This window comes from Paraburkholderia sp. XV (assembly GCF_020177535.1).
Classification (GTDB): Bacteria; Pseudomonadota; Gammaproteobacteria; order Burkholderiales; family Burkholderiaceae; genus Paraburkholderia; species Paraburkholderia caribensis.
The window spans coordinates 22,571-48,139 of the sequence record NZ_JAGUUD010000004.1; the positions used below are offsets into that span (position 1 = coordinate 22,571).

25 protein-coding genes are annotated in these 25,569 nt (G+C 63.6%); 13 read left to right on the forward strand and 12 right to left on the reverse strand.

Annotated elements, in window-relative coordinates; all coding sequences use genetic code 11:
• Positions 1-47 precede the first annotated feature (47 nt).
• From KFO72_RS03305 to KFO72_RS03330, 6 genes are all read left to right on the forward strand, one after another.
• Positions 48-1,940, forward strand: a complete 1,893-nt coding sequence (locus KFO72_RS03305; RefSeq protein WP_107201140.1) for a methyl-accepting chemotaxis protein — start codon at positions 48-50, stop codon at positions 1,938-1,940.
• A gap of 203 nt (positions 1,941-2,143) precedes the next feature.
• Positions 2,144-2,761, forward strand: a complete 618-nt coding sequence (locus tag KFO72_RS03310) for a glutathione S-transferase family protein (RefSeq protein WP_054931260.1) — start codon at positions 2,144-2,146, stop codon at positions 2,759-2,761.
• A 61-nt stretch (positions 2,762-2,822) separates the two neighbouring features.
• On the forward strand, positions 2,823-4,895 hold the full coding sequence (locus KFO72_RS03315; RefSeq protein WP_225031385.1) for a pyridoxamine 5'-phosphate oxidase family protein: 2,073 nt from the start codon (positions 2,823-2,825) through the stop codon (positions 4,893-4,895).
• Between the two features lie 107 nt (positions 4,896-5,002).
• Entirely contained in the window at positions 5,003-5,908 is a 906-nt protein-coding gene (locus KFO72_RS03320) for a LysR family transcriptional regulator (protein WP_060609322.1), read from the forward strand.
• A 32-nt stretch (positions 5,909-5,940) separates the two neighbouring features.
• Positions 5,941-6,798 carry a helix-turn-helix domain-containing protein gene (locus tag KFO72_RS03325; RefSeq protein ID WP_225031386.1) on the forward strand — a complete coding sequence of 286 codons (858 nt, stop codon included), beginning with the start codon at positions 5,941-5,943 and terminating at the stop codon, positions 6,796-6,798.
• Between the two features lie 59 nt (positions 6,799-6,857).
• Positions 6,858-7,379: a GNAT family N-acetyltransferase gene (locus KFO72_RS03330; RefSeq protein WP_062918711.1), complete on the forward strand. Its 522-nt coding sequence runs from the start codon at positions 6,858-6,860 to the stop codon at positions 7,377-7,379.
• Here KFO72_RS03330 and KFO72_RS03335 read toward each other — a convergent pair.
• The 6 genes from KFO72_RS03335 to KFO72_RS03360 all read right to left on the reverse strand — a co-directional run bounded on the left by KFO72_RS03335 (position 7,367) and on the right by KFO72_RS03360 (position 13,676).
• A complete protein-coding gene (locus KFO72_RS03335) occupies positions 7,367-8,215 on the reverse strand; it encodes a MipA/OmpV family protein (protein ID WP_107201142.1) in 849 nt (282 codons plus the stop codon). The two genes, KFO72_RS03330 and KFO72_RS03335, sit on opposite strands and share 13 nt — an antisense overlap.
• The gene (locus KFO72_RS03340) at positions 8,215-9,105 is read right to left on the reverse strand and encodes an alpha/beta hydrolase (RefSeq protein WP_054931265.1); all 891 of its coding nucleotides are present in this window, start codon (positions 9,103-9,105) and stop codon (positions 8,215-8,217) included. The genes KFO72_RS03335 and KFO72_RS03340 overlap by 1 nt, the downstream gene beginning before the upstream one ends.
• Before the next feature lie 5 nt (positions 9,106-9,110).
• Positions 9,111-9,953 (reverse strand): DUF4118 domain-containing protein, encoded by an 843-nt coding sequence (locus tag KFO72_RS03345; RefSeq protein WP_062918713.1) that lies wholly within the window; start codon positions 9,951-9,953, stop codon positions 9,111-9,113.
• A gap of 392 nt (positions 9,954-10,345) precedes the next feature.
• A complete protein-coding gene (locus KFO72_RS03350; protein WP_225031387.1) occupies positions 10,346-11,512 on the reverse strand; it encodes a branched-chain amino acid ABC transporter substrate-binding protein in 1,167 nt (388 codons plus the stop codon).
• Positions 11,513-11,631: 119 nt separating this feature from the next.
• On the reverse strand, positions 11,632-12,987 hold the full coding sequence (locus KFO72_RS03355) for an amidase (RefSeq protein WP_054931364.1): 1,356 nt from the start codon (positions 12,985-12,987) through the stop codon (positions 11,632-11,634).
• 5 nt (positions 12,988-12,992) lie between these two features.
• The gene (locus tag KFO72_RS03360) at positions 12,993-13,676 is read right to left on the reverse strand and encodes a DUF2848 domain-containing protein (protein ID WP_054931268.1); all 684 of its coding nucleotides are present in this window, start codon (positions 13,674-13,676) and stop codon (positions 12,993-12,995) included.
• A gap of 187 nt (positions 13,677-13,863) precedes the next feature.
• On the opposite strand from KFO72_RS03360, the gene KFO72_RS03365 reads away from it, so the two are divergent.
• From KFO72_RS03365 to KFO72_RS03375, 3 genes are all read left to right on the forward strand, one after another.
• Entirely contained in the window at positions 13,864-14,808 is a 945-nt protein-coding gene (locus KFO72_RS03365) for a LysR family transcriptional regulator (RefSeq protein WP_054931269.1), read from the forward strand.
• 31 nt (positions 14,809-14,839) lie between these two features.
• Positions 14,840-15,382, forward strand: coding sequence for an ureidoglycolate lyase (locus KFO72_RS03370; RefSeq protein WP_062918716.1), 543 nt, complete (start codon positions 14,840-14,842; stop codon positions 15,380-15,382).
• 235 nt (positions 15,383-15,617) lie between these two features.
• A complete protein-coding gene (locus KFO72_RS03375; protein ID WP_225031388.1) occupies positions 15,618-18,044 on the forward strand; it encodes a glucose/quinate/shikimate family membrane-bound PQQ-dependent dehydrogenase in 2,427 nt (808 codons plus the stop codon).
• A gap of 7 nt (positions 18,045-18,051) precedes the next feature.
• Here KFO72_RS03375 and KFO72_RS03380 read toward each other — a convergent pair whose 3' ends face one another.
• Together KFO72_RS03380 and KFO72_RS03385 are read right to left on the reverse strand one after the other, a co-directional pair.
• Complete coding sequence (locus tag KFO72_RS03380; protein ID WP_062918718.1) at positions 18,052-19,362, reverse strand: chloride channel protein; 1,311 nt, start codon at positions 19,360-19,362, stop codon at positions 18,052-18,054.
• A 93-nt stretch (positions 19,363-19,455) separates the two neighbouring features.
• Positions 19,456-19,875, reverse strand: coding sequence for a MarR family winged helix-turn-helix transcriptional regulator (locus tag KFO72_RS03385; RefSeq protein WP_054931365.1), 420 nt, complete (start codon positions 19,873-19,875; stop codon positions 19,456-19,458).
• Between the two features lie 200 nt (positions 19,876-20,075).
• Between KFO72_RS03385 and KFO72_RS03390 the strand changes: the two genes are divergently transcribed.
• The gene (locus tag KFO72_RS03390) at positions 20,076-21,137 is read left to right on the forward strand and encodes a class I SAM-dependent methyltransferase (protein WP_060610613.1); all 1,062 of its coding nucleotides are present in this window, start codon (positions 20,076-20,078) and stop codon (positions 21,135-21,137) included.
• 60 nt (positions 21,138-21,197) lie between these two features.
• Here KFO72_RS03390 and KFO72_RS03395 read toward each other — a convergent pair whose 3' ends face one another.
• The 3 genes from KFO72_RS03395 to KFO72_RS03405 all read right to left on the reverse strand — a co-directional run bounded on the left by KFO72_RS03395 (position 21,198) and on the right by KFO72_RS03405 (position 22,933).
• A complete protein-coding gene (locus tag KFO72_RS03395) occupies positions 21,198-21,431 on the reverse strand; it encodes a pentapeptide MXKDX repeat protein (protein WP_054931273.1) in 234 nt (77 codons plus the stop codon).
• Positions 21,432-21,496: 65 nt separating this feature from the next.
• Positions 21,497-22,273: a molybdopterin-dependent oxidoreductase gene (locus tag KFO72_RS03400; protein ID WP_062918719.1), complete on the reverse strand. Its 777-nt coding sequence runs from the start codon at positions 22,271-22,273 to the stop codon at positions 21,497-21,499.
• A gap of 21 nt (positions 22,274-22,294) precedes the next feature.
• Positions 22,295-22,933: a cytochrome b/b6 domain-containing protein gene (locus KFO72_RS03405; protein WP_176052957.1), complete on the reverse strand. Its 639-nt coding sequence runs from the start codon at positions 22,931-22,933 to the stop codon at positions 22,295-22,297.
• Positions 22,934-23,243: 310 nt separating this feature from the next.
• Between KFO72_RS03405 and KFO72_RS03410 the strand changes: the two genes are divergently transcribed.
• Complete coding sequence (locus KFO72_RS03410; RefSeq protein ID WP_054931368.1) at positions 23,244-23,792, forward strand: sigma-70 family RNA polymerase sigma factor; 549 nt, start codon at positions 23,244-23,246, stop codon at positions 23,790-23,792.
• Entirely contained in the window at positions 23,789-24,430 is a 642-nt protein-coding gene (locus KFO72_RS03415; protein WP_225031389.1) for a DUF1109 domain-containing protein, read from the forward strand. Before KFO72_RS03410 ends, KFO72_RS03415 begins: the two co-directional genes overlap by 4 nt.
• Here KFO72_RS03415 and KFO72_RS03420 read toward each other — a convergent pair.
• Positions 24,313-24,822, reverse strand: coding sequence for a citrate/2-methylcitrate synthase (locus KFO72_RS03420; protein ID WP_225031390.1), 510 nt, complete (start codon positions 24,820-24,822; stop codon positions 24,313-24,315). The genes KFO72_RS03415 and KFO72_RS03420 overlap by 118 nt on opposite strands.
• On the opposite strand from KFO72_RS03420, the gene KFO72_RS03425 reads away from it, so the two are divergent.
• Entirely contained in the window at positions 24,748-25,503 is a 756-nt protein-coding gene (locus tag KFO72_RS03425) for an NAD(P)-dependent oxidoreductase (RefSeq protein ID WP_225031391.1), read from the forward strand. The genes KFO72_RS03420 and KFO72_RS03425 overlap by 75 nt on opposite strands.
• The last annotated feature ends 66 nt before the right edge of the window (positions 25,504-25,569 follow it).

Here is a 25,569-nt window from a genome sequence, read left to right on the forward strand (position 1 = left end):
CCGCGGGTCGATATCGGATAGTGGTTCGTCATTGGGCAGAGGTCATTTTGAAGCTTACGGATTCGATCGCATTCAAGTTCAGCGCGGCATCGGGCGCCGCGCTCGCAGTCACGGTTCTACTTCTCACTACAGTCGGCGCGTTGAACGTGCGTCATCAGGCGGTCGACGAGTTCGAGCAGTCCAGTCACGCCAGAATCGTCCAGGCCGACGAATCGCTCGATGTGAGCTTCAGGGAGGTCGAACAGAACCTCACGTATCTGACGCAAACGGCGCAACTGAAAGCCGCTGACCAGAGCATCACCGATTATCTGAACCACGGCGGCCAGATGACGCCGGACAAGAACGGTGAAATCGAGAAGTCCATCTTCGCGCTGCTCAAGCAGTTCGGCGATACGCATCCCAACATGCGCTATCTCGACATCGGCACGCATTGGGGCGGCTACGTGCAATGGCCGATCGAAAGCCTGAACGGCGAGCACTACGACCCGCGTGTCAGGCCGTGGTACCAGCTTGCGATGACGGCGCCCGAGCGCGTCGTGCGGCCCGCGCCCTATCTGAGCGCGGCCGGTTCCGGCGGCGCGATCATTCCGTTCGCGCGCGTCGTGAAGGACGGCAAGGACGAAATTCTCGGCGTGCTCGAAGGCGACATCTCGCTCGACGACTTCGCACGGCTCACCAGCGGCATCCAGTTCGGCAAGACCGGCTATCTGCTCGTGACGGACAGCAGCGGAAAAATTCTGATCGATCCGCGTGAGAAGAAACACGAGTTCAAGGAACTGAAGGGCCTGGGCGGGGGATACGAACAGCTGTCCAATGGCAGCGACGGGCTCGTTCGCATCCAGATGGACGGCGTCGACTATCAGTCGTTCATCTACACGTCGCCCAAGAACGGCTGGAAGTACTACGCGCTCGTGCCTGAATCGGAAATGATGGCGGCCGCCAACCGGCTCACATGGACGCTGATCGCGACGGGGCTGCTGGTGCTCGTGGTCGCCGTGCTCGCCATGGTTGCGTTGGGCCGCAGAATGACCGGTCCCATTCGCAATCTCGCCAACTCGATGCACGAAATCGCCTCCGGCGACGGCGACATGACGCGGCGTCTGCCGCAACTCAGCAACGACGAAGTAGGCCATCTCGCGAAGCAGTTCAACGCATTCGTCGAAAAGCTGCATGGCGTGCTGCTCAAGGTGAGGACGAACAGCCGTCACCTCGAACTCGCTGCGGGTGAAGTGTCGGCGGGCAATCTCGACCTGTCGTCGAGAACCGAGCAACAGGCCGCGTCGATCCAGCAAACGGCCGCCAGCATGGAAGAACTGGCGGGCACCGTGCGCGGCACCGCCGATCAGGCGATGACGGCCAACGCCGTCGCGGCGGGCGCCGTGGATGCCGCGCGGCGCGGCAACGAGGCCGTCGCGGGCGCGGCGAAGACGATGAACACGGCTGTCGAGCAATCGGGGCGTATCGTCGGCATTGTGGGGATGATCGAGGGCATCGCGTTCCAGACCAACATCCTGGCGTTGAACGCCGCTGTCGAGTCGGCGCGCGCGGGCGAGAGCGGACGCGGCTTTGCCGTCGTCGCGGCCGAAGTGCGCAACCTGGCCCAACGTTCGACCAGCGCGGCAAAAGAGATCAAGGCGCTGCTCGAGGCTTCCGTCGGCAATGTCGAGGCGGGGGCCGAACAGGTCAATCTCGCGGGCAAGACGATCGCCGAACTGACGGATGCCGTGTCCAACCTCGCCACCATTACCAGCGAAATCGCGGATTCGGCACGCGAGCAAAGCCGCGCGATCGGCGAAGTGAATCAGGCGGTGTCGCTGATGGATCAGTCGACCCAGCAGAACGCAGCGCTGGTGGAAGAGATTGCCGCCACGTCCGAATCGCTCAGCACCCAAGGCAAGGATCTGAACGCGACGGTTGGGTTCTTCAAGCTCGGTGCGTAAGGCGTGGACGCTGGCAGCCAGGCGGCCCGGATGAACGCCGCCTGACTGCGACGCCGGGCGGCCGTTCCCGGCGCACGAGCACCGTTCTCGTTTCGAGAAGTATCAATTGACCTGGCGAGGGATTCTGCTGCGAAGGCAGCGTCCCTAGACTTTGCATCAAGTGATCGGGATGTCCCAGTCACCTCTGACCAAAGGAAACCGCCATGAAGCTCTACTACCACCCGCTGTCCGGCCACTCGCACCGCGCCCGCCTGTTCCTCTCGCTGCTGGGCATCGAGCACCAGTCGATTCAGGTCGATCTCGCGGCCGCCGAACACAAATCCGCCGAATTCCTGAAGCTCAACCGCTTCGGCCAGGTGCCCGTTCTGGTCGACGGCGACACCGCGATCTCCGACTCCAACGCGATTCTGGTGTACATCGCCCGCAAGTTCGGCAAGACCGACTGGCTGCCGCAAGCGCCCGCGCAGGAAGCCGCCGTGCAGCGCTGGCTGTCCGTGGCCGCTGGCGAGATCGCCTTCGGCCCGGCCGCCGCGCGACTCATCACCGTATTCGGCGCAAAATACAACGCCGAAGAACTGATTGCCCGCGCGCATCGCATCCTCAAGCTGATCGACGAAGAGCTGGCCGGGCGCGAGTACATCGCGCAAGCTCACCCGACGATTGCCGATGTCGCGCTGTACAGCTACATCGCGCGTGCGCCGGAAGGCAATGTCGACCTGTCGTTCTACCCGAACGTCAATGCGTGGTTGCGCCGCATCGAGGCGCTGCCTGGCTTCGTCGAGTTCCAGAAAACCCCTGTCGGCCTCGCCGCCAACAGCTGAGCGAGTCAGTGAGCGGGAAGCCCACGCGTGGCTTTCCCGGCTTTACGCCCGGAGGCAAATCATGAGCACGGTATCGACGGAAAAAGGGTCGCCCTGGCACGCAGGCGAACTGGCGCTGCAGGAGAAAGTCGGCGTGGCGGCGAAGATGCAGGAACTCGGCCGCCGGGTAATCCGCGACTACATGCCCGATCAGCACCGCACTTTCTACAGACAATTGCCGTTCATCGTGGCAGGCGCGGTGGCTGACGACGGCGACGTATGGGCGACACTCGTGGCCGGTCAGCCGGGCTTCATGCAGTCGCCGACCGAGAAGGTTCTGCACATGGCCGTCGCCGCTGACCCGCATGACCCGGCGTCCGGGGGCTTGCACGAAGGCGCGGCGATCGGCCTGCTCGGAATCGAGTTGCACACGCGCCGCCGCAATCGCATGAACGGCCTGTTGCGTGGCGCGACGCCGCACGGTTTCGACGTCGAGGTCATACAAAGCTTCGGCAATTGCCCGCAATATATCCAGGCGCGCGATTTCGAATTCATCCGCGATCCCGGCAGTTTTTCCGCGATCGCGCCCAAGGAGTTCGCTGGCCTGACCGGACACGCCCGCGCGATGATCGAAGCAGCGGACACGCTGTTCGTCGCGTCCTATGTGGGCGAAGGCGAGCACCGTCAGGTCGACGTATCGCATCGCGGCGGCAAGGCGGGCTTCGTGCGGATCGGCGACGACGGCCGGCTGACCATTCCCGATTTCGCGGGCAACCTCTTCTTCGCGACGCTCGGCAACTTCCTCGTCAACCCGCGCGCTGGGCTCGTCTTCGCCGACTTCGAAACGGGCGACCTGCTGCAATTGACGGGCGAAGCGACCGTCGATCTGGACTCGCCCGAGATTGCCGCGTTTCAGGGCGCGGAACGGCTGTGGCATTTCACGCCGCGACGCATCGTGTATCGCGAGGGCGCGCTGCCGCTGCGCTGGAAGTTCCAGGCCAATGGCTGGTCCCCGAACTCGCTGATGACAGGCAGCTGGGACGAAGTGACGAGCCGCCTGAAGGCCGCCGAGCTGGCGAACGCATGGCGGCCGTTCAAGGTGACGAATGTCGTCGACGAAAGCTCGGTGATCCGTTCGTTTCATCTCGAACCGGTCGACGGCGCGGGGCTCATTCCACATATCGCGGGTCAGCATCTGCCCATCCGCGTCATGCCGCCCGGTCACGACAAGGCTGTGATCCGAACCTACACGCTGTCGACGGCCCCCGCCGACGGCCTCTACCGGATCAGCGTGAAGCGCGATGGGCTCGTATCGTCACATCTGCACGACACGCTGCACATCGGCAGCGTCGTCGAAGCGCGTGCGCCCGCCGGCCAGTTCACGATCGACGCCGCCGAGCGCCGTCCCGCCGTGCTGCTCGCCGCCGGGGTCGGCATCACGCCCATGCTCGCGATGCTCAGGCACATCGTCTACGAAGGGCTGCGCACGCGGCGCGTGCGCCCCACCTGGTTCTTCCAGTCGGCGCGTACGCTGAAAGAGCGCGCGTTCAGCCGCGAGATCGAAACGCTCGCGGTATCCGCGAAAGGCGCGGTGAACGTGGTGCGCGCATTGAGTCACATCGACGGCGCCCGCGAAGGCAAAGACTTCGACGTGGAAGGCCGGATCGATGTCGCGTTGCTGTGCGACACGCTGCCCTTCAACGACTACGACTTCTATCTTTGCGGACCATCGGCGTTCATGCAGTCCATGTACGACGGCTTGCGCAATCTCAACGTCGCTGACAACCGTATTCATGCCGAAGCGTTCGGACCATCGGGGCTGCAACGCAGAAAAGATGCTGCCGCCGTCACGGGTCCCGTTCGCGTCGCAGCGGAGCAACCGGTCCCCATCGCCTTCGTCAAGTCGGGCAAGGAAGCGCGCTGGAGTCCGGACAGCGGTTCGCTGCTGGAGCTTGCTGAAGCGCGCGGACTGAATCCTGAATTCGGTTGCCGGGGCGGTAGCTGCGGGACTTGCCGCACGCGCATCGTGGAAGGCGCGGTGGCGTACACCATGACGCCGGAGTTCACCGTGCCCGACGACGAAGCGTTGATCTGTTGTGCCGTGCCCGCCAATGCGGACACGGGCGGCGGCGACCGCCTGCTGCTCGATCTGTGAGGCAGGCTGCACGGGGAGGGTTGCGAAACGCTGTTATGCTTGACGCTCGCTTGCCTGCCGACGCCCGGCAGGCGTCCTCTATCCGCTTCCCGTTCATCTCCTCAGACATGGACAGGCTCCAGGCAATGAACACCTTCGTCACCGTGGTCGAGACGGAAGGTTTCGCGTCCGCGGCGCGCAAACTCAACGTGTCGCCATCGGTCATCAGCCGGGTGATGAACGAACTCGAAGAACACCTCGGCGTGCGGCTGTTGACCCGCACGACGCGCATCGTGCGGATGACCGATGCGGGTGCCAAGTTCTTCGAAGATTGCCGCCGCATCCTCGCGGAAGTCGAGGTGGCCGAGCTTTCCGCCGCCGGTGCGAACACCACGCCGCGCGGCCAGTTGACCGTGACGGCACCTGTGCTGTTCGGCAAGATGTATGTGACGCCCATCGCTCACGACTATCTGACGCGCTATCCGGCCGTCAATCTGAATTGCTGGTTTCTGGATCGCGTCGTGAATCTCGTCGACGAAGGGGCGGATGTCGCGGTCCGCATCGGCGACCTGCCGGATTCATCGTTGCAGGCAATCGCTGTCGGCAAGGTGCGCCGCGTGCTGTGCGCTTCGCCTGCATATCTGGAAGCGCATGGCGTGCCGCAGCGCCCCGAAGATCTCGCGTCTCATGTCACGGTGCAGGCGACGGGCCTCACGCCCGCGCCCGAATGGCGCTTTCGCGTGGACGACAAGCCGCTGACGGTGCCGATCCAGCCGCGTCTCGTGACCACGACCAATGATTCCGCGATCTCGTCGGCCGTGGCGGGGCTGGGTATCGTGCGGCTGTTGTCGTATCAGGTCGCGCAGGAACTCGCGGAAGGCACGCTGCGCGCCGTGCTGGCCGATTACGAGCTGGCTGCGTTGCCCGTGCATGTCGTCCATCGCGAAGGCAAGCATGCGAACCAGAAAGTGCGCGCCTTTCTCGACCTCGCGATCGAAACGCTCAGGGCGAAAGCTTCGCTCTGGCATGCGTAGATGCGCCGCTTACCCGTTGCATGACACGCACGATGCCCCGCTCCACTGACAACGCCCGGACAACAGCAAAAGAGCATGCGCGGTATGGCTATGCCGACGGCACGGGTATCGAAGTGCTTCATGCCCGCTTCGAGCGCCATCGGTTCACGCCGCATGCGCACGACACGTGGGCGATCGGCGCCGTGCTTCGCGGCGCAAAAGACTCGATGACCAGCGCGCGGCAACCGTCGATCGTCCAGGCGGGCGAGGTGTACGCGATTGCGCCGCACGTCGCGCATGCGGGAATGTCCATCGGCGATCACGGATGCGAATACGTGATGCTCTATGTGCCCGATGACGAATGGCGTTTGCAGTGCGATATTCACGGTGTTTCGCCGAACGCATTTTCGCAGCCTGTGACGATCCGCCGTGCAATGGCGCCGTTCGCGCAGTTCGCCGCGTTGTCGATGCAAGGCTCGCGGCATTCGCCGGCATGGCCCGATGAATGGGCTCTGTTGTGTGAGGCGGTGCTCGGTTCGATGAACGATCGGAATACGTCTGCGCCGTTTTCTTCGAAAGCCGCCGACAAACGTCTGCGCGACGCGCGGGCCTACTTGCAGGCATTTTCCAGCCGTAACGTATCGCTCGACGAGCTGGCGCGCGAGGCGTCGCTATCGGCGTCCGAATTGTGCCGGCGCTTTACCGCTGCGTTTGGGCTGAGTCCGCATCGTTACCAGCTCGTGCTGCGCCTGAAGACGGCGAAGCACCTGTTACTGGAAGGCATGACGCCTTCCGCCGCTGCCGCCGCGACTGGCTTCGCCGATCAAAGCCATCTCGGACGCCACTTCAAGGCCGTGTTCGGCGTGACGCCCGGTGCGGTGGCGCGGCGAAACAGCGCAAGAACGTTCTAGATCGGCTGCCGCGCGACGCATAAGGTAGTGCCTCGTACATTGCCCGAGCGCACGTTCCCATGCACACCGCCACCACACCGCCTCGCATCGCCGCCTTCCAGGATTCGTTCACCGACGAGGTCATCGGCCTGATCCTGCATATCCAGAATGACGAGAGCAAGGTCGGCCTGTCGATCGACGATCAGCCCGAGCTTCTCGATATCAATCGATGCTTCATCGCACATGGCGGCGGCTTCTGGATCGCCCTCGACGCCGGGGCGCATGTGGTCGGCACGATCGCGCTGCAGATCGAAACGGCAACGGTTGCGGTGCTGAAGAAGTTCTTTGTATCGGCAGCGTGGCGAGGCGCGGGGATGGGATGCGCGTCGCGTCTTTACGAAACGCTGTTGGCACATGCAAAGCGTAAAGGCATCGAAACGATCCTGCTCGATACCCCTTCCGTTTCGACGCGCTCGCATGCGTTCTACCGGCGTCAGGGGTTCCGGCAGATCGCGGCCGATGAATTGCCCGTCAAGTACCCTTACCCGGATCGGGATTCGTTGCTGTTCAGGCTGGATCTCGCCCGAGATCAGAAACGATAATTCACGGATGCAAGCGTGTTGAGTTCGCTTCGGCGCTCGGTGATGGGGCTCGCGGCCGCGTAGTGCTGCAACCGTCCAAGCGTCACCGCGACCGAGGCGGCCCAGTGCTTCGATATGTCGTAGCTGACGTAGCCATTCAGATGCACGTCGCGAATGCCTGCGCCCGTGTTGTACGCAGGCAGTCCCGATGCTGCGCTCTGCTGGCTCGACACGCCGAAGAATGTGCGCGTGTACTCCGCGTCCGCCCACGTAAAGCCCGGCCCCATCGAAAACAGCCAGCCTCCAACAGGCAGCGACGCATAGAGGTCGGTGACGACGGTCTTGCCCTGACCATGCCCGGCGATGTCCTGATACATCGCCACGGAGCCAGTGAACATCCATACCGTGTAGTCGGCGAACAGCTTCAGTTTCGGACCGCCGTCGACGTTACCCAGCCCGTGCAGATGCGGGTCGTCCTTTTCCTGGCGCGACTGGAAATCGAAGCTGAGCGCAGCGCCGACGTGATAGTCCTCGCTGCGCAGCACGTTCAGGCCCAGCACGTCGGGGCCTTGCGAGAACACGCGATCGTCGTAAGAGATGTCGAGCGCGGGATAGGGAAACACACGCAGTTCACGCGAGCCGGGATACAGCGGCGTGATGACGACACCCGGCCCGATGCCGATCTTCCATTTGCTGGCGGGTTTTGCTGCCGCGTCGCTTTGCTGCGAAGTTGACGCAGAGGACGAAGGCGCATCGTCGGCCCATGCTTCCGCTGCCTGGAGCGCCAGCGTCAGCGTCATCGCCGCCGCCAGCGTAACGGCGCGTCGTGCCGCAATCAGGGAACGCTGCTTCATCATCACGCGCGGCCTTTGCTCATCGCCGCAAGTTGCCGCAACCGGCGGGCAAGCGCCTTCGACACCACCGGCTTCCCGCCCGCGTCGCCCGTACGGCTCGTGATTTCGCTTTCGCGCAGAAACAGCGCGGTCTCCCGCGCGACGATCTCGCGCTCGTTGTCGGATGTAATCATGTGGTACGAATCGTCGAGCCAGATGGTGCGCAAGAAGCTCGATCCAATTGACGAAGACACGACGCGCGGATTGCGCGGGCTCGATGTTTCGTCGTCGATGGCGTGAATGATCAGGCAGTCGTTGCGGATCGCGCGCAGTTGCGAGCGCACGCTTGCCGCGAGCCGGCTGGCTTCGTGCAATGCGGGCAGCGAGATCGTCGATGGGCCGACTTCGCTGAAGTCGTCGCGTTCCATCGCCCGTGCGATCTTGGCTCGCAGCGCATCGTTGCGCAACCCGTACGGCGCCGATTCGCGATAGCGATAGCGCGATCGCAGCGGCGAGTAGTACGCCCAGTTCAGCAGGAAGCGATACCACGGAATCGCCCAGCCGTCGTACGCGAGCGTCAGCGACAGCAGCGCGACGGCCTGCGCCTGCGGGCGACGATGCACGAGCGCGAGCGCGAGCGCCGCACCGATCGAAAGCCCGCAGATCGACACGCGCTCGTAGCGCGCGGCAAGCGCATCGTATTCGCGGGTTGCCGCGTCGAGCCAGTGTTCCATCGCCTGTTCTTGCGAACCCGCCGTGTAGCCATTGAGCACGGGCACGCACGTCGTGAAGCCTTCATCGTTCAGAAAGCGCGCGAGGTAGCGCAATTCCAGCGGCGAGCTGGACAGGCCATGCAACATCAGCACAGCATGGCTGTCGCCTTCGTTGAAGATCGTTCGGACCGAGGTTTTCATGTGTGTCACTCGCCGATGCGCAACACGAGGAAATCGCCCGCGTGCGTCGTGAAGCGTTCGCAGATGCAATCGACAAGTTGTGCGGCGCTATCGCCCGTCTCACCCTGAGCACCCGCCGATGCATGCATCGCCGTCGCCTCGCTCGCGCGCAGCCGCACACGATGCGAGCCCGGCCACAGTGCGTTCGACAGGCGGCGAATATCCTCGGGGTCGACATCGTCGAAGCGAGGGCCTGGCGCGATCTCCGCCGGCGGCAGGGCAACGGCAAGCGCGCTTGCCCTGGCCTCGCGCGTACTGCCCGCATCAGTGCCGTTGGTCCACGCGGGCATGCGTTCGAGTGCCTGAATCAGCACGAACGCCTTGCTATGTTGCGACAGATGACGCAGCAGCCTGTGCGTTTCATCGACGGCGCGGCGCGCGAGCATGCGGTCGTTGTCGTGACGCAGCAGCATCTCGTAACGCGACTGCGCGACCGACGCGATCAGCTCCGCGCGAAATTGCGCGCGCCGCAACCTTTCGATCAGCGTAATAAAGATCAGCGCGACAAGCGGAAACGAGACGATGAACAGCACGTCCGAACGGTCGATGAAACCAAGCACCGCGTATGGCGGCACGAACAGATAGTCGGCGATGCACAGGCCGGCCAGCATCACGGTTAGTGCGGGGGCAAGGCCGAAGTAGTACTCGATCAGCACGGCAGCAACGCTGAACGCAGTACCCGGCATCACAGGACCGAGAAGCGGGTGCAGCAGAAGGCGCACGCCACTCGCGATACACAGCGCGGCAATCGCGGCAATCCATCGCCGTGCCCCACGAGGCGCCCAGCGACGGGCGTTTTGAACTTGCATGAAATCTCGTTTGCCGGACTACCGGACACTCTTCAACTTGTGGCCGAGACGGCCTAGGTAATGAGACGAATTAAGAAATGTCTCGGAAGACCGCAACGATATCACATGTAACACGCTGTAATACTTGGACTTTTCCCAGTTTGGGCATTTATGCGACGCCTATGTTTGCGTTTTATGCGCGCCAACGTTTGCGTGCGTCACCGCCAAGGGATCAAGACTTTCATCCCCCTGCCGATCGCCTTTCAGATACGTAATTTTGGTCCGCCCACTCCCGATAGTACGGATGCCGATAAAAATCGAAATGGGCTGTGTCCCTATGGACCAGCCCATGCATCAACCGTCGCCGCTAACGTAAGCGGGAGTTCTTACCCGCGCACGGCGCGGCTTCGATCTCACATTCGAATCACATCCATCACGGTCTTTTTCTTGTCCTTGAACTGATAGATCGTGATGGCGGCGTCCTTCAGATCGCCGTGCGTATCGAATGCGATCTTACCGATCACGCCGTCATACTGCGTGACGGGCATCGCGGCCAGGACTTTGGCCCGCTCCGTCGAATTGGCGCGCTTCATCGCGTCGTAAATGACGTAGACGGCATCGTAGGCAAACGGTGCGTACGCATCGATAGGCACCTTGTAGCGCGCGGTGTAGCGACGATCGAACTCCTGCCCCTTCGGCATCTTCGAGAGCGCGAGTCCTGCTTCGGAGCACACCAGGTTACCGATCGCGTCGCCCGCAAGGCTCACCATCTTGTCCGTGCATGCCCCGTCGCCGCCGAGCACGCTCGCCGTCATGCCGAGATTCGCCGCCTGCTTCACCAGCGGTCCGGCCGTCGCATCGGAACCGCCATACATGATGACGTCGGGCCGCAGCCCTTTGATTTTGGTCAGAATCGCGCGGAAGTCGGTGGCCTTGTCGTTGGTGGCTTCGCGCGCGACGATCGTCCCGCCGTTCGCCTTCGCCGCCTTCACGAACTCGTCGGCGAGCCCCTGCCCATAGGCCGTCGAATCGTCGATCACGGCAATCCGTTTCGCGTGCAGCGAATCGAGCGCGTAACGCGCGAGCGCCGGTCCCTGCAATGCATCCGTCGCGACGACGCGAAACGTCGTCTTGTAACCCTGTTGCGTGTAAGCAGGATTCGTCGAGCCTTGTGAAATCTGCACGACTTGCGCTTCGCTATAGATGCGCGACGCGGGAATCGACACGCCCGAGTTGATATCGCCGACTACGGCCACCACGCCTTCGTCGACCAGTTTCTGCGCGACCTGGGTTCCCGTGCGCGGGTCGGCGGCGTCGTCCTGCGAATCCAGTTGCAGACGTACCAGCTTGCCGCCGATCACAGGGTGCGAACTGTTGATCTCATCGACTGCGAGGCGCGCAGCGTTTTCGCTGTCCTTGCCCATGTTCGCGAGTTGCCCCGTGAGCGGCGCCGCATGCCCGATCAGCACGACAGCGGGCGTGGCATCGGCGGCTTGCGCGCATGTCTGAATAGCGGCCAGTGCAACGACACCAGCTAAAGAGTGGAAAGTTTGATTCACGGGCTGCCTCACTTTGGTCATCAATGCGGTAAAGGTTCTGAACAAGCGCGCCGTCGATTCCATCGCGCCTGAAATCCAGTATTCGTTCGCCGTAATTACGCGTCCAACGAGAAATTCTTTTTGCTGCCGATAGACAAACCTTATGCGGGCACGACCGTTTCGCTATGCCTGAGCAACGCTTCAACGCTGCGCGCTATCGCGAGAATCGATGCATCGGCGAGCGCAGGCCCGCAGATCGACAGGCCGACGGGCAGTTCGCCTTCGCGATGGCAAGGCAGCGTGAGCGCGCAGCCGTCCATGAAGTTCACGACAGCGGGATTGCGCAGCACCTTTGCATTCGTCGACGAGAACGCCTCGTCGTCGCCTTCGACGCTCGCAATGGCAGGCGGAACAATGGCGACCGTCGGCATCAGCCACGCATCGAAGCTCGCAAGACGCGCCCGCGTATCGCGCACGAAGCGCTCGCGCGCGGCGAGCAGATCGATATAGTCGGCGGCGCTGCGCCCTTCCCCGGCGCGCAGACGTTTGAGCACGCGCGGGTCATACGCATCGGCATCGCGCGCAACGTGCCCGCGATGCCACGCCCACGCCTGCGCGGCCGTGATGCCCGCAAGCGGATAGCGGCCCGCGACCTCGTGCAACTCCGGAAACGCAAAGCGCTCCACCGATGCGCCCGCGCGCCGCAACATGCCGATCGTGCGATTGAACGCAGTGCTGACGGTCTCGTCGAGATCGTCGGCCACGTAGTCGGACGTCACGCCCAGCCGAAGCCCTGCGAGTGGGCGCGGCGCCGTGTCGAGCGCCTCGCCGGAGACAATGCCGTCGATCAGCGCGCAACAGTCGACGCTGTGCGCAATCGGCCCGATCGAATCGAACGACGTCGACAGCGGCACGGTGCCGTCGAGCGGCACGCGCCGCGCGGTCGGCTTGAAGCCGACCAGTCCGCAGAACGCGGCGGGAATGCGGACCGAGCCGCCCGTGTCGGTGCCGAGCGCGGCGGCCACATGCCCCAGCGCGACGGACACTGCCGCGCCCGAACTGGAGCCGCCCGCAAGACGCCCGGCATGAGCAGGATTGAGCGGCGTGCCGTAGTGCGGATTCAGCCCGAGGCCGGAGAACGCGAACTCGCTCATGTTGGTGCGGCCCACGAACACCGCGCCCGCCTCGCGCAGACGCGCGACAGCGGCAGCGTCGCGCACGGCAGGCGCGGCGTCGCGCAGTATCCGCGAGCCCGCGGTCGTCACTTGCCCCTTGATGTCGAACAGGTCCTTCACCGATACCGGCACGCCCGCCACGACGGACGGCACATAACCGCGCTCGCGAAACGCGTCGCTGCTGGCGGCCGCTTCGCGCGCCGCCGCGCGGTCGATCTGCGTGTAGGTCGATCCGCCTCCTGCGAGGTCGGCGTCGATGGCCGCAAGGCTCGCATCGAGCAGTTCGCCTGCCGAGCGCTTTTTCGCTGCGAGCGCCTTGCCGGATTCACGAATGGTGCGCATCGCGATCACTCCGTATGCGCAAGCGCATCGACGCCATAGCGATGCCGCAAGCTGCGTCCAAGCACAGGATCGTGCAACTCCAGTTCGTACGCGCGCGCTGACGTCAGCGCGCCGAGCACGGGCTGCGTGCCGCAGAACAGCACGGTCTCGGGAATCATCGACGTCGAACCGAACGCACGCCAGATCAGCGGCTCGGGATGGATCAGCCGCGCCAGCGTGCCCTCCTGATAACGGATACGCTCGCCGTTCGCATCGATGCGCCAGCTGCGAGCAATCAGCGCGTCCCAATGTGCAGCCACGTCCGCGTAGCGCCACAGCGTCTTGCCGAGCGGTTTCGCGCACATCTGTTTCGACACGGCAACGTCGTAGCCTTCGACCTTACGGTCCGTATGATCCGAACCGATGCCGACCAGCAAGCCGTCCTCTTGCGTCTGGATCAGCACGACTTCCACTTCGCCCGACGAATGCCCGCCGATCACCTCGATGCTGTCCGCCGTCGTCAGCAAGGCGGGCGCGACTTCATAGAAGCATGGCACGCTCGACGGCCTGCGCACGCCGATCGCTTCCAGCTCGCGAATATGATGCTCGACCTCGGCATGGTCGCGTCCCGCCCAGCCCGCAATCACGAGACGGCTCGCGTTCACTTCTACGGGCAACCCGCCTTCGATTTCGCATGACACTTTCTTCATCGCAACGTCCTCTGGTTTGACAGTGTGTTTGCCCTTGCGTCGATGGGCATGTGTTGCGAAGTTTTGGCGCCTGCGCCGTACGTGTCCAACAAATTAAAGTTGTCGCGTGGTTGAAATTTTTCTTGTCACCTGCGGCGGGTCGCGGCGCTACACTGAGCCATTCGTGCTTGCCTCGTCAGGGTTGTGAATGAATCTGCGATTTCTGGAAACGTTTGTCTGGCTGGCGCGGCTGCGCAGCTTCCGCCTGACGGCCGAGCGGCTGCACGCGACCCAGGCAGCCATTTCGAGCCGCATTTCCGCGCTCGAACAGGAACTCGGCGTGCGGCTGTTCGAGCGCGGCCCGAAGGAAGCGACGCTCACGCAGGACGGCAGCAAAGCGCTGCCGTTTGCCGAACAGATGCTGAAGCTGAATCAGGCGATGCTCGCGAGCGTCGGCGATCGCTCGAAGGTGTCGGGCCTGCTGCGGCTCGGCGCGATCGAGTCGATCGTGCACACGTGGCTGCCCGATCTGCTCAAGCGCATTCGCGACGAATATCCGAACCTCGTGATCGAGCTGACCAGCGACACCTCCGCGAACCTCTCCGCTCAACTGGCGAACGGGCATATCGACGTGTCGTTCCAGACGACGAGCGTCGCCGGCGCGGACATGACGAATGTGCCGCTCGGCAGCCTGCCGATGCGCTGGATGGCGAGCCCGGCGCTCAATCTGTCCGCGCAGGCGCTCACCGAAACCGAACTGGCCGCGTATCCGGTGATCAGCTTCGCGCGTCACTCGCCGCCGCATGAGTTCCTGACGGGCCTGTTCGCGGCGAGTGGCGACGTGCAGGTGCAGATCAATTGTCTGTCGTCGGTGGCGGCGATCATCCGGCTCGTGGTCGACGGATTCGGCATTGCCGTGCTGCCGCCCGCGTTCGTGATGCGCGAGCTCGAAGCGGGTCAGTTGCAACTGTTGCAGGTCACGCACCGCGTGCCCGCATTGCCGCTGGTCGCCGCGTACCGGCGCACGCCCGACAGCCTGCTTGCCGAGTCGATCACGCGTCTCGCGCTGAACGTCGTGCTCGATTTCAGCCTGAAGCATGGGCCGGAGTTCGCGCTGTTCCCACCATCGGACGACGCCATCTCGCACGCATGACCGATCCATTCGTCAACACGAGTACGCCGACATGCTGACCGCTCTTTCCATTCCGATCGAACCGCTCGAAGCGAATCGCTGCGAACCGTATGGCTGGATGCTCGGCAAGCCCGTACGCACGGACGGCGACGCGCCGGCCTTCGTCAGCCCGGCGTCCGACTTCTGGCGCGAGCATCTGTTCGATACGGGCACGGCGGGCGAAACCGAAATACTCTGGGTCGTGTACCGCAATCGTGACGCGGAGATCTCCGCGCTCGAATTGCATCGACTGACGCAGCAGGCCATCGTGCCGTTGACGGCGCCCGTCGTGCATATCGTCGCGACGTCGCTCGAAGACGGCGAGCCGGACCTCAACTCGCTGCGCGCATTCGAGATTCCCGTCGGCAAAGGTCTTTGCATGCGCCCCAACGTGTGGCACGCAACGCGTGTCGCGAACACCGAGTCCACCTGCCTGATGCTCACTCGTCCTTCGACAACCTACGATCTCGTCGTCCATCTGAAGACGGGCGCACCCGCCTGTGAAAGCGTCATCAGGCCGATCGATACACGCACGCTCGAATTGGGCGTGGCCTGAATGTGTTCGCGTGCGATCGCACGCGTCACGCCTCCACAAAGTTTGTGCAGTGACTGTTTGCTTGCGATACATCCCGACACGGTGCACGATGAGTCGAGTCGACAGCACGCGTGCGAGTATCGCGTTGCGCACTGATCCACTTCGCATACGCTTTCAGGTCCGCATGTTGCTAAGCGATACAGGTTGAGCATCGCACGCGCAACGCGCCATCAAGCACGAACAGGAGGCTGACAGCATGAACGATGAGAACCGAGCGAACTCCTCCCGGGGCCTGTCGGGACGCACGTCGCCGCCCGTCATCGCATGGCTGACCGTTCTGTTCGCGGTGCTGTCCGGTCTGTACCTGCTGACAGGCGGCATCTGGCTCGTCACGATAGGCGGCACCCCTTATTACATCGTTGCGGGCATCGTGTTGCTCGCCGTCGCGTGGCTGATCCATCGCGGCAACGGGCTCGCGTTGTCGCTCTATGCGCTGTTGCTGATCGGCACGCTGATCTGGGCCGTGTTCGAAGCGGGTTTCGATTTCTGGGCGCTCGCGCCGCGCACCGATATTCTCGTCCTGTTCGGCATCTGGCTGCTGTTGCCGTTCGTCTTCCGTCTGTTCGATGTATCCGCGCGGCGGGGCGGCGCCGTTGCGCTCGTGGTGTGCCTCGTTCTCACGGGCGTGGCGCTCGCGTATGCGGCATTCAACGACCCGCAGGAAATCAACGGCAAGGTCGCTGAAAGCGCCGCCGCGGCGCCGGCGCAGCCCGACCCGCGCCCCGGCGACTGGACGGCCTACGGACGCACGCAAGCGGGCACCCGCTATTCGCCGCTCACGCAGATCAACCAGCAAAACGCAAAAGACCTGCAGGTCGCGTGGACCTTTCAGACGGGCGACAAGAAAGGCCCCAACGATCCCGGTGAAATCACCGACGAAGTCACACCGCTCAAGGTCGGCGACATGCTCTATCTGTGCTCGCCGCATCAGATCCTGTTCGCACTGGACGCCGCGACAGGCAAGGAGAAATGGCGCTTCGATCCAGGCCTGAAAGCCGACCAGACCTTCCAGCACGTGACCTGCCGCGGCGTGTCGTATTACGAGACGGCGGCGGCCGCCGCCGCAAAGGACCAAGCCGCGCAACGCGCGTTGCCCGCATGCGCACGCCGCGTGATCCTGCCCGTCAACAATGGCCATCTGTTCGAAGTCGATGCCGCAACGGGACAGCGCTGCGCCGGTTTCGGCAACAACGGCGACCTCGACTTGCAGCATCTGCAACCGGTGACGACGGTGGGGCAGTACGAACCGACCTCGCCGCCCATCGTCACCGACAAGATCATCGTGATGGCGGGATCGGTCACGGACAACTATTCGACCCGCGAGCCGTCCGGCGTGATACGCGGCTTCGACGTCGAAACAGGCAAACTCGTGTGGGCATTCGATCCAGGCTCGGACACGCCGAACGCCATTCCCGACGACCAGCACACGTACACGTTCAATTCTCCGAACTCGTGGGCGCCCGCCGCCTACGACGCGAAGCTCGACCTCGTCTATCTGCCGATGGGCGTGACGACGCCCGACATCTGGGGCGGCAATCGCACGCCGCAGGATGAACGCTACGCGAGCGGGCTGCTGGCGCTGCATGCATCGACGGGCAAGCTGGCGTGGTTCTATCAGACGGTGCATCACGATCTGTGGGACATGGATCTGCCCGCGCAGCCGACCATCGCCGACATCACCGACCGCAACGGCAACGTCCTGCCCGCGATCTACGCGCCTGCGAAGACGGGCAACATCTTCGTGCTGGATCGCCGCACCGGCACGCCGATCGTGCCCGCACCCGAGAAGCCCGTGCCGCAAGGTGCGGCCGAAGGCGACCATGTGTCGCCGACGCAGCCCTACTCGCAACTGACCTTCCGGCCCGCGAAGAACCTGTCGGGCGCCGACATGTGGGGCGCAACGATGTTCGACCAGCTCGCGTGCCGGGTGATCTTTCACCGGCTTCGCTACGAAGGTCCGTTCACGCCGCCGTCCGAACAGGGCACGCTGGTTTTTCCGGGCAATCTCGGCATGTTCGAATGGGGCGGTCTGGCCGTCGATACCGACCGGCAACTCGCCATCGCCAACCCGATCGCGCTGCCGTTCGTATCGAAGCTCGTCGCACGCGGGCCGCACAACCCGATTCAGCCGCCCGCGAACGGCCAGGGCGGCACGGGCACCGAAGCGGGCATCCAGCCGCAATACGGCGTGCCGTTCGGCGTGGAGCTGAACCCGTTCCTGTCGCCGATCGGCTTGCCTTGCAAGCAGCCTGCGTGGGGCTACGTGGCAGCGCTCGATCTGAGGACCAACGAGGTGGTGTGGAAAAAGCGCATCGGCACGGTTCGCGATAGCGCGCCCATTCCGCTGCCGTTCAGGATGGGCATGCCGATGCTGGGCGGTCCGATGACGACGGCAGGCCACGTGTTCTTCATCGGCGCGACGGCCGATAACTATTTGCGCGCCTACAGCACCGACACAGGCGAAGAGCTATGGCGCGCGCGGCTTCCCGCTGGCGGCCAGGCCACGCCGATGACCTATGAAGCGAACGGCAAGCAATACGTGGTGATCGCGGCGGGCGGACATGGCTCGTTCGGCACGAAGCTTGGCGACTATGTGATCGCGTATGCGTTGCCCGATAAGTGATGCGCGCTCACTGCTTCGCGAGATAACGCTGCGCCAGCGCTTCGTAAAGCGGTGGCGCAAACAGCTTCGACACCTGGCTGGAAATTAGCGCGGTCGCCATCAGCGAGAGGACCAGCGCGTGTCCGTTGATCATTTCGATCACGATCACGAACGCGGTGATCGGGCTTTGCGTGACGGCGGCAAGATAGCCGACCATGCCGAGCGCGATCAGCATCGGCAGTTGCGTGTGCGCGAACACGAGATGCAGCGCGTTGCCGATGCCCGCGCCGATCGCGAGCGAAGGCGCGAACAACCCACCGGGCGCGCCGGGCAGATACGATCCGACCATCGACGCCATCTTCAGCAGCGGGTAACTCGCGCCAAGCTGCGAATTGCCTTCCAGCATGCCGCGCGCTTCCGCATAGCCGCTGCCGAACGTATGACCGCCTGCAGCGACACCGATCAGCGCAATGAAGAGGCCGCACGCCGCGCCGAATGCAACGGGATGTGCCTCTCTCCACGCCGCGACGCGCGCCGGCATCCAGCGATGGGTGTTCAGCAGCAGCCAGCAGAACGCGCCGCCCGCCACGCCCGTCACGACGCCCAGCATCACGACGGCAACCACGAGCAGATCGGGAAAATGCCCGTCGATATCGATTGTGCCGAAGTAGGTGTAGTTGCCCTGCAAGGCTAGCGAGACGATCCCCGCGAAGATGATCGCCGTAATCAGGACGCCGCTGGTGCGCGTTTCGAAGCTGCGCGTCAGTTCTTCGATGGCGAAGACGACACCCGCGAGCGGCGCATTGAATGCCGCGGACAGCCCCGCCGCCGCCCCGGCCAGCGCGAGCTTGCGCTCCAGGCCCGCGCCGCGCAGGCTGCGCAAGCGGGCCGGATAGAAGCGCCGCAGGCTGAACATCAGCGCGGCGCCGATATGGATGGTCGGCCCTTCGCGTCCAATGGTGAATCCGCCGAGAATCGACAGAAACGACACGGCGATCTTGCCGACCAGAATGCGCAGGGTCAGCAGACGCGGGCCGAGGTCGCCCCCTTCGTGCAGCGTCGCGATGACTTGCGGAATGCCGCTGCCTTCAGCGCCCGCGAAGCAGCGCCGCGTAATCCAGACGCCGAGCGCCGCGACTGCGGGTGTCAGCACGAGCGGCAGCCACCAGAACTCCGTGGTGTAGCGCAGAAACGTGTCGTAGCCGAAATCGATCAGCCGCGCGTACATGACGGCGACAAGCCCGGTCGCGACCGCGCCGAGCCAGAACACGCCGTAATGCAGCCAAAGCCGCCTGCCGCGCAGCAAGGCGCGCCGGTCGAGAAGTACGGGAATGCGCATCGGGACGTCAGTTTGACCAAAAGCAAATTAAGGCACATTGTGACATAAATGCACGATGTTCCGCTTCGGTGCCTGCGGCCCGCGCGAGACGGGTTATTCGCCCGTGTCGCCGAATACCCAGCCAAACGACCCGTAATGCGCCTTGTGCTCGGCTGCGAGCTTGAGCAGGCAGCGCTCGCCCTTTGGCGTCAGATGCACCTGCACCTGGCGGCGATCTTCGGCGTCAGGCTTGCGCGTCACGAGACCGGCCGATTCACAGCGCGACACGAGCGCCGCCGTGCCGTTCGGCGCGGCCTGCAGACGCTCCGCCAGTTCGCCGACCGTGGCCCAGTTGCGCCCCTCGAAACCGCGCACGTGCAGCAGCAACTGATATTGCAAGGTGGTGATGCCCGCCGCACTGGCGATTTCCTCGGACACGCGCAAGAACTTGCGCAGCTCGTAACGGAATACCGACATCGATTCCAGATCGTGTTTGCCTGGAAGGTTGCGTTTGGACTGCCTGCTTGAACTCATCTGAAGTCCCGGTGTATGGATGAAGACACGGTGATGTTCGCGGATCATACACACCGTCTGATCGTCCGCCGTCATCTGTACTTTGCCTTTCATCTGTGTTTTCAGTACCTATACTTGGCATGGGCGAAGTCGACGAAACGCAAGCATCGGCCGACGCTCTTTTCGTCATATCAATTCTGCCTTCTTCACGGAGGTGGCACGTGCAATACGACGAGCAGAAGGTGCAGGACTTCATGGCGCGCATGGTTGGCGAGTTCGGCGCGGTCGCGTCGGCGCCGCTGATCGCGCTGGGCGACCGGCTCGGCCTGTACAAGGCGATGACCGAACAGGGCTGGATGACCTCGGAGCAGATTGCCGAGCGCGCCGGCCTCGCCGAGCGATACGTGCGCGAATGGCTTGCGGCGCAAGCCGCATCGGGCTTCATCCGCTACGATCCCGACACCGCCCGCTACCAGCTCGAAAACGAAATGGCGATGTGCTTTGCCGAAGAAGGCAGCCCGACTTTCATTCCGGGTTTCGCCGATTGCGCCGAAGCGATGTTCCGCAGCCTGCCCAAGCTCGAAGGCGCATTTCGCACGGGGCTGGGCGTGGGATGGCATCAGCACCATCCATCGCTGTTCAAGGGCACCGAGCGGTTCTTTCGTCCGGGCTATGCGGCGCATCTGGTCGACGAGTGGATTCCCGCTTTACACGGCGTCGAAGCCGTACTCAAGGGAGGCGGCGCCAAAGTCGCGGATGTCGGCTGCGGCCACGGCGTATCGACGATGTTGATGGCGCAGGCCTATCCGGACGCGACCTTCGTCGGCTTCGACTATCACGAACCGTCCGTGCAGCGAGCACGAGAACTCGCGGATGAATCGGGCCTCGGCGAGCGCGTCACATTCGAAATCGCAAGCGCGCAGCAATACCCGGGACGCGACTACGATCTCGTCGCCTTCTTCGACTGCCTGCACGACATGGGCGACCCGACGGGCGCGGCGGCCCACGTGTTGCAATCGCTGAAGCCCGGCGGCTCGTGGATGATCGTCGAGCCCTTTGCGAACGACCGCCTCGAAGACAATCTCAACCCGATAGGGCGCGTGTTTTATTCGGCGTCGACGATGATCTGCACGGGCGCATCGTTGTCGCAGGAAGGCGCAAGGGCGCTCGGCGCGCAGGCGGGCGAGGCGCGGCTCAGAGAAGTGGTGACTGCAGGCGGTTTCACGCGTTTCAGGCGCGCGACGCAAACGCCGTTCAATCTGGTTTTTCAGGCACAGGCCTGAACGGCCCAGACGAAAGCAGCCGGGCGCGCACGCACGCCCGGCTTGTCCGGTTGCGATTGCTTACTGCGACATCGCACCCGACGCGGGATGATCCATTCCCATCGCGTCGTGCTTCTTCATCTTGCTGCTCTTCTTCATCGAATCGTGCGACATGTTGTCCTTTTTCATCGCATCGTGCGACATGCTGTCTTTGCTCATCGCATCGTTTGCCATCGCGCCGCTTGCCTGCGCGAATGCAGCCGTGGTGCCTAATGCCATCGCTGCTGCGAATACTGCTGTCATCAGTCGTTTCATTGCTCATCTCCTTCGTGGGTTGAAAGTGGCATCCGGCATGACCGGAACCAGAAAAATCACTGCGCTCAAGAACCACCGAACCAGTTGTAGCCCTGATCGACCCAATAGCCGCCGGGATAGGTGTTGGTGACGAAGATTTCGACGATATGTTTCGGGTTCTTGTAGCCAAGCTTGGTCGGCATCCGCAGCTTCATCGGATAGCCGTATTTCGCGGGCAAACGCTGGCCGTCGTATTCGAACGTCAGCAGGGTTTGCGGATGCAGCGCCGTCGGCATGTCAATGCTCTCGTAGTAGTCGTCCGCGCAGCGAAAGCCGACATACTTCGCGCTCGTATCCGCCCCGATGCGGCGCAGGAACTCCGCGAATGGCGTGCCGCCCCAGCGTCCGATCGCGCTCCACCCTTCCACGCAGATATGCCGCGTGATCTGCTCGGCGTGCGGCAGCGCGTACAACTCAGGCAGCGTCCACACGCGCTGCCCCGTTACGAGACCGCTCACCTTCAGCCGATAATCGCTGCCGTTCACCTCGGGCACATCGTCGATGCCGTAGAACGCGTTGAACGGAAAGGGCCGCGTGAGCTGCGCTTCGGTATAAGTCGGCGCGAGCTGGTGCGGATCGAACAGGAACGCTTGTGCGCGATCGTTCAGGCGTGAGACGGCAGTCAGAAATGCGTTGACCGATTTGTCGTCGGTGATCGAGCAGCCTGTGAGCAGCGACAGGCCGCCCAAGGTCAACAGGCGCTTGCCGAACAGGCGGCGTGAAGGCATGTCCAGTTCGCGGCGCGCATCCGCGAGAATCGCTGCGCGGTCGAGCTTCATGATGGATTTGTCGTCGGTCTTCATGTCGTGTCCTCGGGCGGAAAATCAGCGGCCGCGCAGCATCGTCAGCAGCGAGCGCGGCACGAGCGCGACCATCGCGACATGCACGACGACGAACGCCGCCATCACGGCCATCGCGCAGAAGTGCACGATGCGCGCGTTGTCATAGCCGCCCATCAGCTCGCGCAGCAGCGGAAACTGGACCGACTTCCAGATCGCGAGCCCCGACAGCACGAGCACCGCGAGATCGACGATCACGACCAGATACGCCAGCTTCTGCACCGCGTTGTACTGGCGCAAATCCGTGTGAGCGAGCTTGCCGCTCAATGCGGCGATGAAATCGCGCAGCACGGCGCGCGGCGAGACCGGGAAAAACTTCGCGACGAAGCGCCCGCTCCCGATGTTGAGCGCGAGATACACGATGCCGTTGAACACCAGCAGCCACATCGCCGCGAAGTGCCATTGCAGCGCGCCGCCAAGCCAGCCGCCGAGCGTGATCGACGGTGGAATCACGATGTTGTGAAACACCGGCGACGCGTCATAAATGCGCCAGCCGGAGAACATCATCACGAGTGCGGCAACAGCATTGAGCCAATGCGTGATGCGCAGCCAGAGCGGATGGATCGGCGCGTTGCGCGGTGCGGTTTCGCGCGCCGGAGTGAGGGTCGCTTTCATCGTGTCCATGTCGATCACCATGACGGTCGGATACACGTCAATTCGTCGGGGACACGGAATTGGTTACAGCCTCGCGTGCTTATTTGGTCAATTCACTCCGCTCGAAAAAATTTTCGCTCGGTGTAACCGAAACCGGCTTAGGGGCGAATTAACCCGGTAAAGGAGGCGGATGACGACGATGGACGACGACCGCGCTATAGTTGCGCATCACGGCTTCGGCTATGCCGAAACGCTCGATCTGAAGCTCAGCGCCCCGCTCGCTGCGGTAGCGAGCCACGCGCACGGCTCGTCGCCTCGCCGTTCTGCCAATAAGGGAGCCATGTTGCAAGAAGCGGAAAGCCGCCTGAAAGCGTTGTTCGTGCGCGGTCTCGACGGCGACGCCGACGCTTATCGCAGCTTTCTGCAAGCACTTACGCGGCATTTGCGCGGCTTTCTGCGCCGGCGCATTCCGCACTATCGCGACGACGTCGAAGACCTCGTCCAGGAGATTCTGCTCGCGGTGCACAACGCGCGGCACACCTATCGTCCCGACGAACCTCTGACTGCCTGGCTGCACGCAATCGCCCGCTACAAGCTGATGGATTTCTTCCGCTCGCGCGCACGCCGCGAATCCCTGAACGATCCGCTCGACGATTACGCCGAGCTGCTCGCCGACACCGACGACGAACCCGCTCAGGCGCGTCACGACATCGGCAAGCTGCTCGAACATCTGCCCGACAAGCAGCGGCTGCCCATCGTTCACATGAAACTCGAAGGCCTGTCGGTGACGGAGACGGCGCGTATCACGGGCCTGTCCGAATCGGCCGTGAAGGTCGGCGTGCATAGAGGTCTCAAGGCGCTGTCCGCGCTCATTCGGGGGCTGCGATGAAGACCGACGACCTCATTGGCCTCCTGTCGAACCAGGTGACGCGTATCGAGCGCGGCGCGGTGGCGCGCCGCTTCATCCAGGCGCTTCTGCTCGGCGCGTTGGGCTCGTTGATCCTGATGAGCGTGGTGTTCGGCGTGCGGCACGATCTGGGCAGCGTCGCGCGTACCACGATCTTCTGGGCAAAGCTGGCGTATCCGCTCGCCATCGCCGTGGGCGCGATGCTCGCCGTGATGCGGCTCGGCCGGCCGGGCGCGCGCGCCGGCTATTCGTGGGCGATCATTGCGTTGCCGTTCATCGCGGTGTGGATCGCGAGCATGATGGTGCTCGACAGCGCGGCGCCCGGCGCGCGCTTGCCGATCGTGCTCGGTCACACGTGGCGCACCTGCCCGTTCAACATCGTGCTGCTGTCGGTGCCGACGTTTCCTGCCGTGTTCTGGGCGGTGAAATCGCTCGCTCCGACTCAGTTGCGGCTCGCGGGTGCTGTCGCCGGGCTGCTTGCAAGTTCCACTGCGACGATCGTCTATTGCCTGCATTGCCCGGAGATGAGCCCGGCGTTCTGGAGCGTGTGGTACGCGATCGGGATGTTGCTGCCCGCGTGCATCGGCGCGTGGCTGGGGCCGAAGCTGTTGCGCTGGTAGGCCGGCCTCAGGCTTCGGCGTCGTCCCCTTCGGCGACGGCAGGCCCGACGTAGTGCGCGAGGACGCAACAGACTGCCGCTCGTCATCTGTTCGATGGAATGCGCGGCCCAGCCTACGCTTCTCGCGATCGCAAACAGCGCGAAGGCCGCGTCTCGCTCCAACTGACAATGCTCGACGAGCGCAGCAAGCGCAATATCGATGGTGGGCTGCCTGCCTGTCACGCTGTCCACGCCAGCAATCAGCTCGCTCGTCGTTTGCGATGGCGTCAGCATCGACAGCAGACAGGCTGCTCGCGGATCGCCTTGCGGGTAGAGTTCATGTCCAAAACCGGGCAACGGCTCGCTGCCGGCGAGCCGCCTTCGCGCGGCATCGCAATCGAAAACACGTCGCACATTCTGGCCGAAGACGTCGCGAATGCAGCCGTCGGTCTGGCACTTGCCGTCACCCGCGACTTCATCAACGCGGATGCCTTCGTCCGTACGGGAACGTGGCCCGCGCACGGGCAGTATCCGCTTGGACGTTCCCTCTCGCGCATGAAAGTCGGGATTGTCGGACTGGGGACGATCGGGTCTGCAATCGCGAAGCGCCTGCAGGCATTCGGCTCGAAGCTCGCGTATTTCGGCCCGAGCCGGAAACCGGTCGATATTCCGTACTACGACGACGTCGTTCGTCTCGCGAGCGATTGCGACATGCTGATTCTGACCTGCCCGCTTTCTCCTGCCACGCATCATCTCGTCAATGGAGCGGTGCTCGATGCGCTCGGACCACGCGGGTATCTCGTGAACATTTCGCGCGGACCCGTGGTCGACGAGGCGGCGCTGATTGCCGCTTTGGCGCAAGACGGGATTGCGGGCGCGGCGCTCGATGTTTTCGAGCACGAGCCCGTCGTCCCCGAAGCGCTGATACACGACCGCAGAGTCGTGTTGACGCCGCATATCGGTTCGGCGACGGGCGAAACGCGGCGGAGCATGGCGGAGAACGTCGTCGATACGCTCGCCAGGCATTTCGGCCTTCGCGGCCCACGCGACAGGGACGACTCGCAGGCGGACGCCGCCGTCGAAAGTCTCGGATGAGATGGCGGCGGCTGTTCCGGGATCAGGCATCGCGAATGCTCAATGCCAAGGCGCTATTGCTCCCGG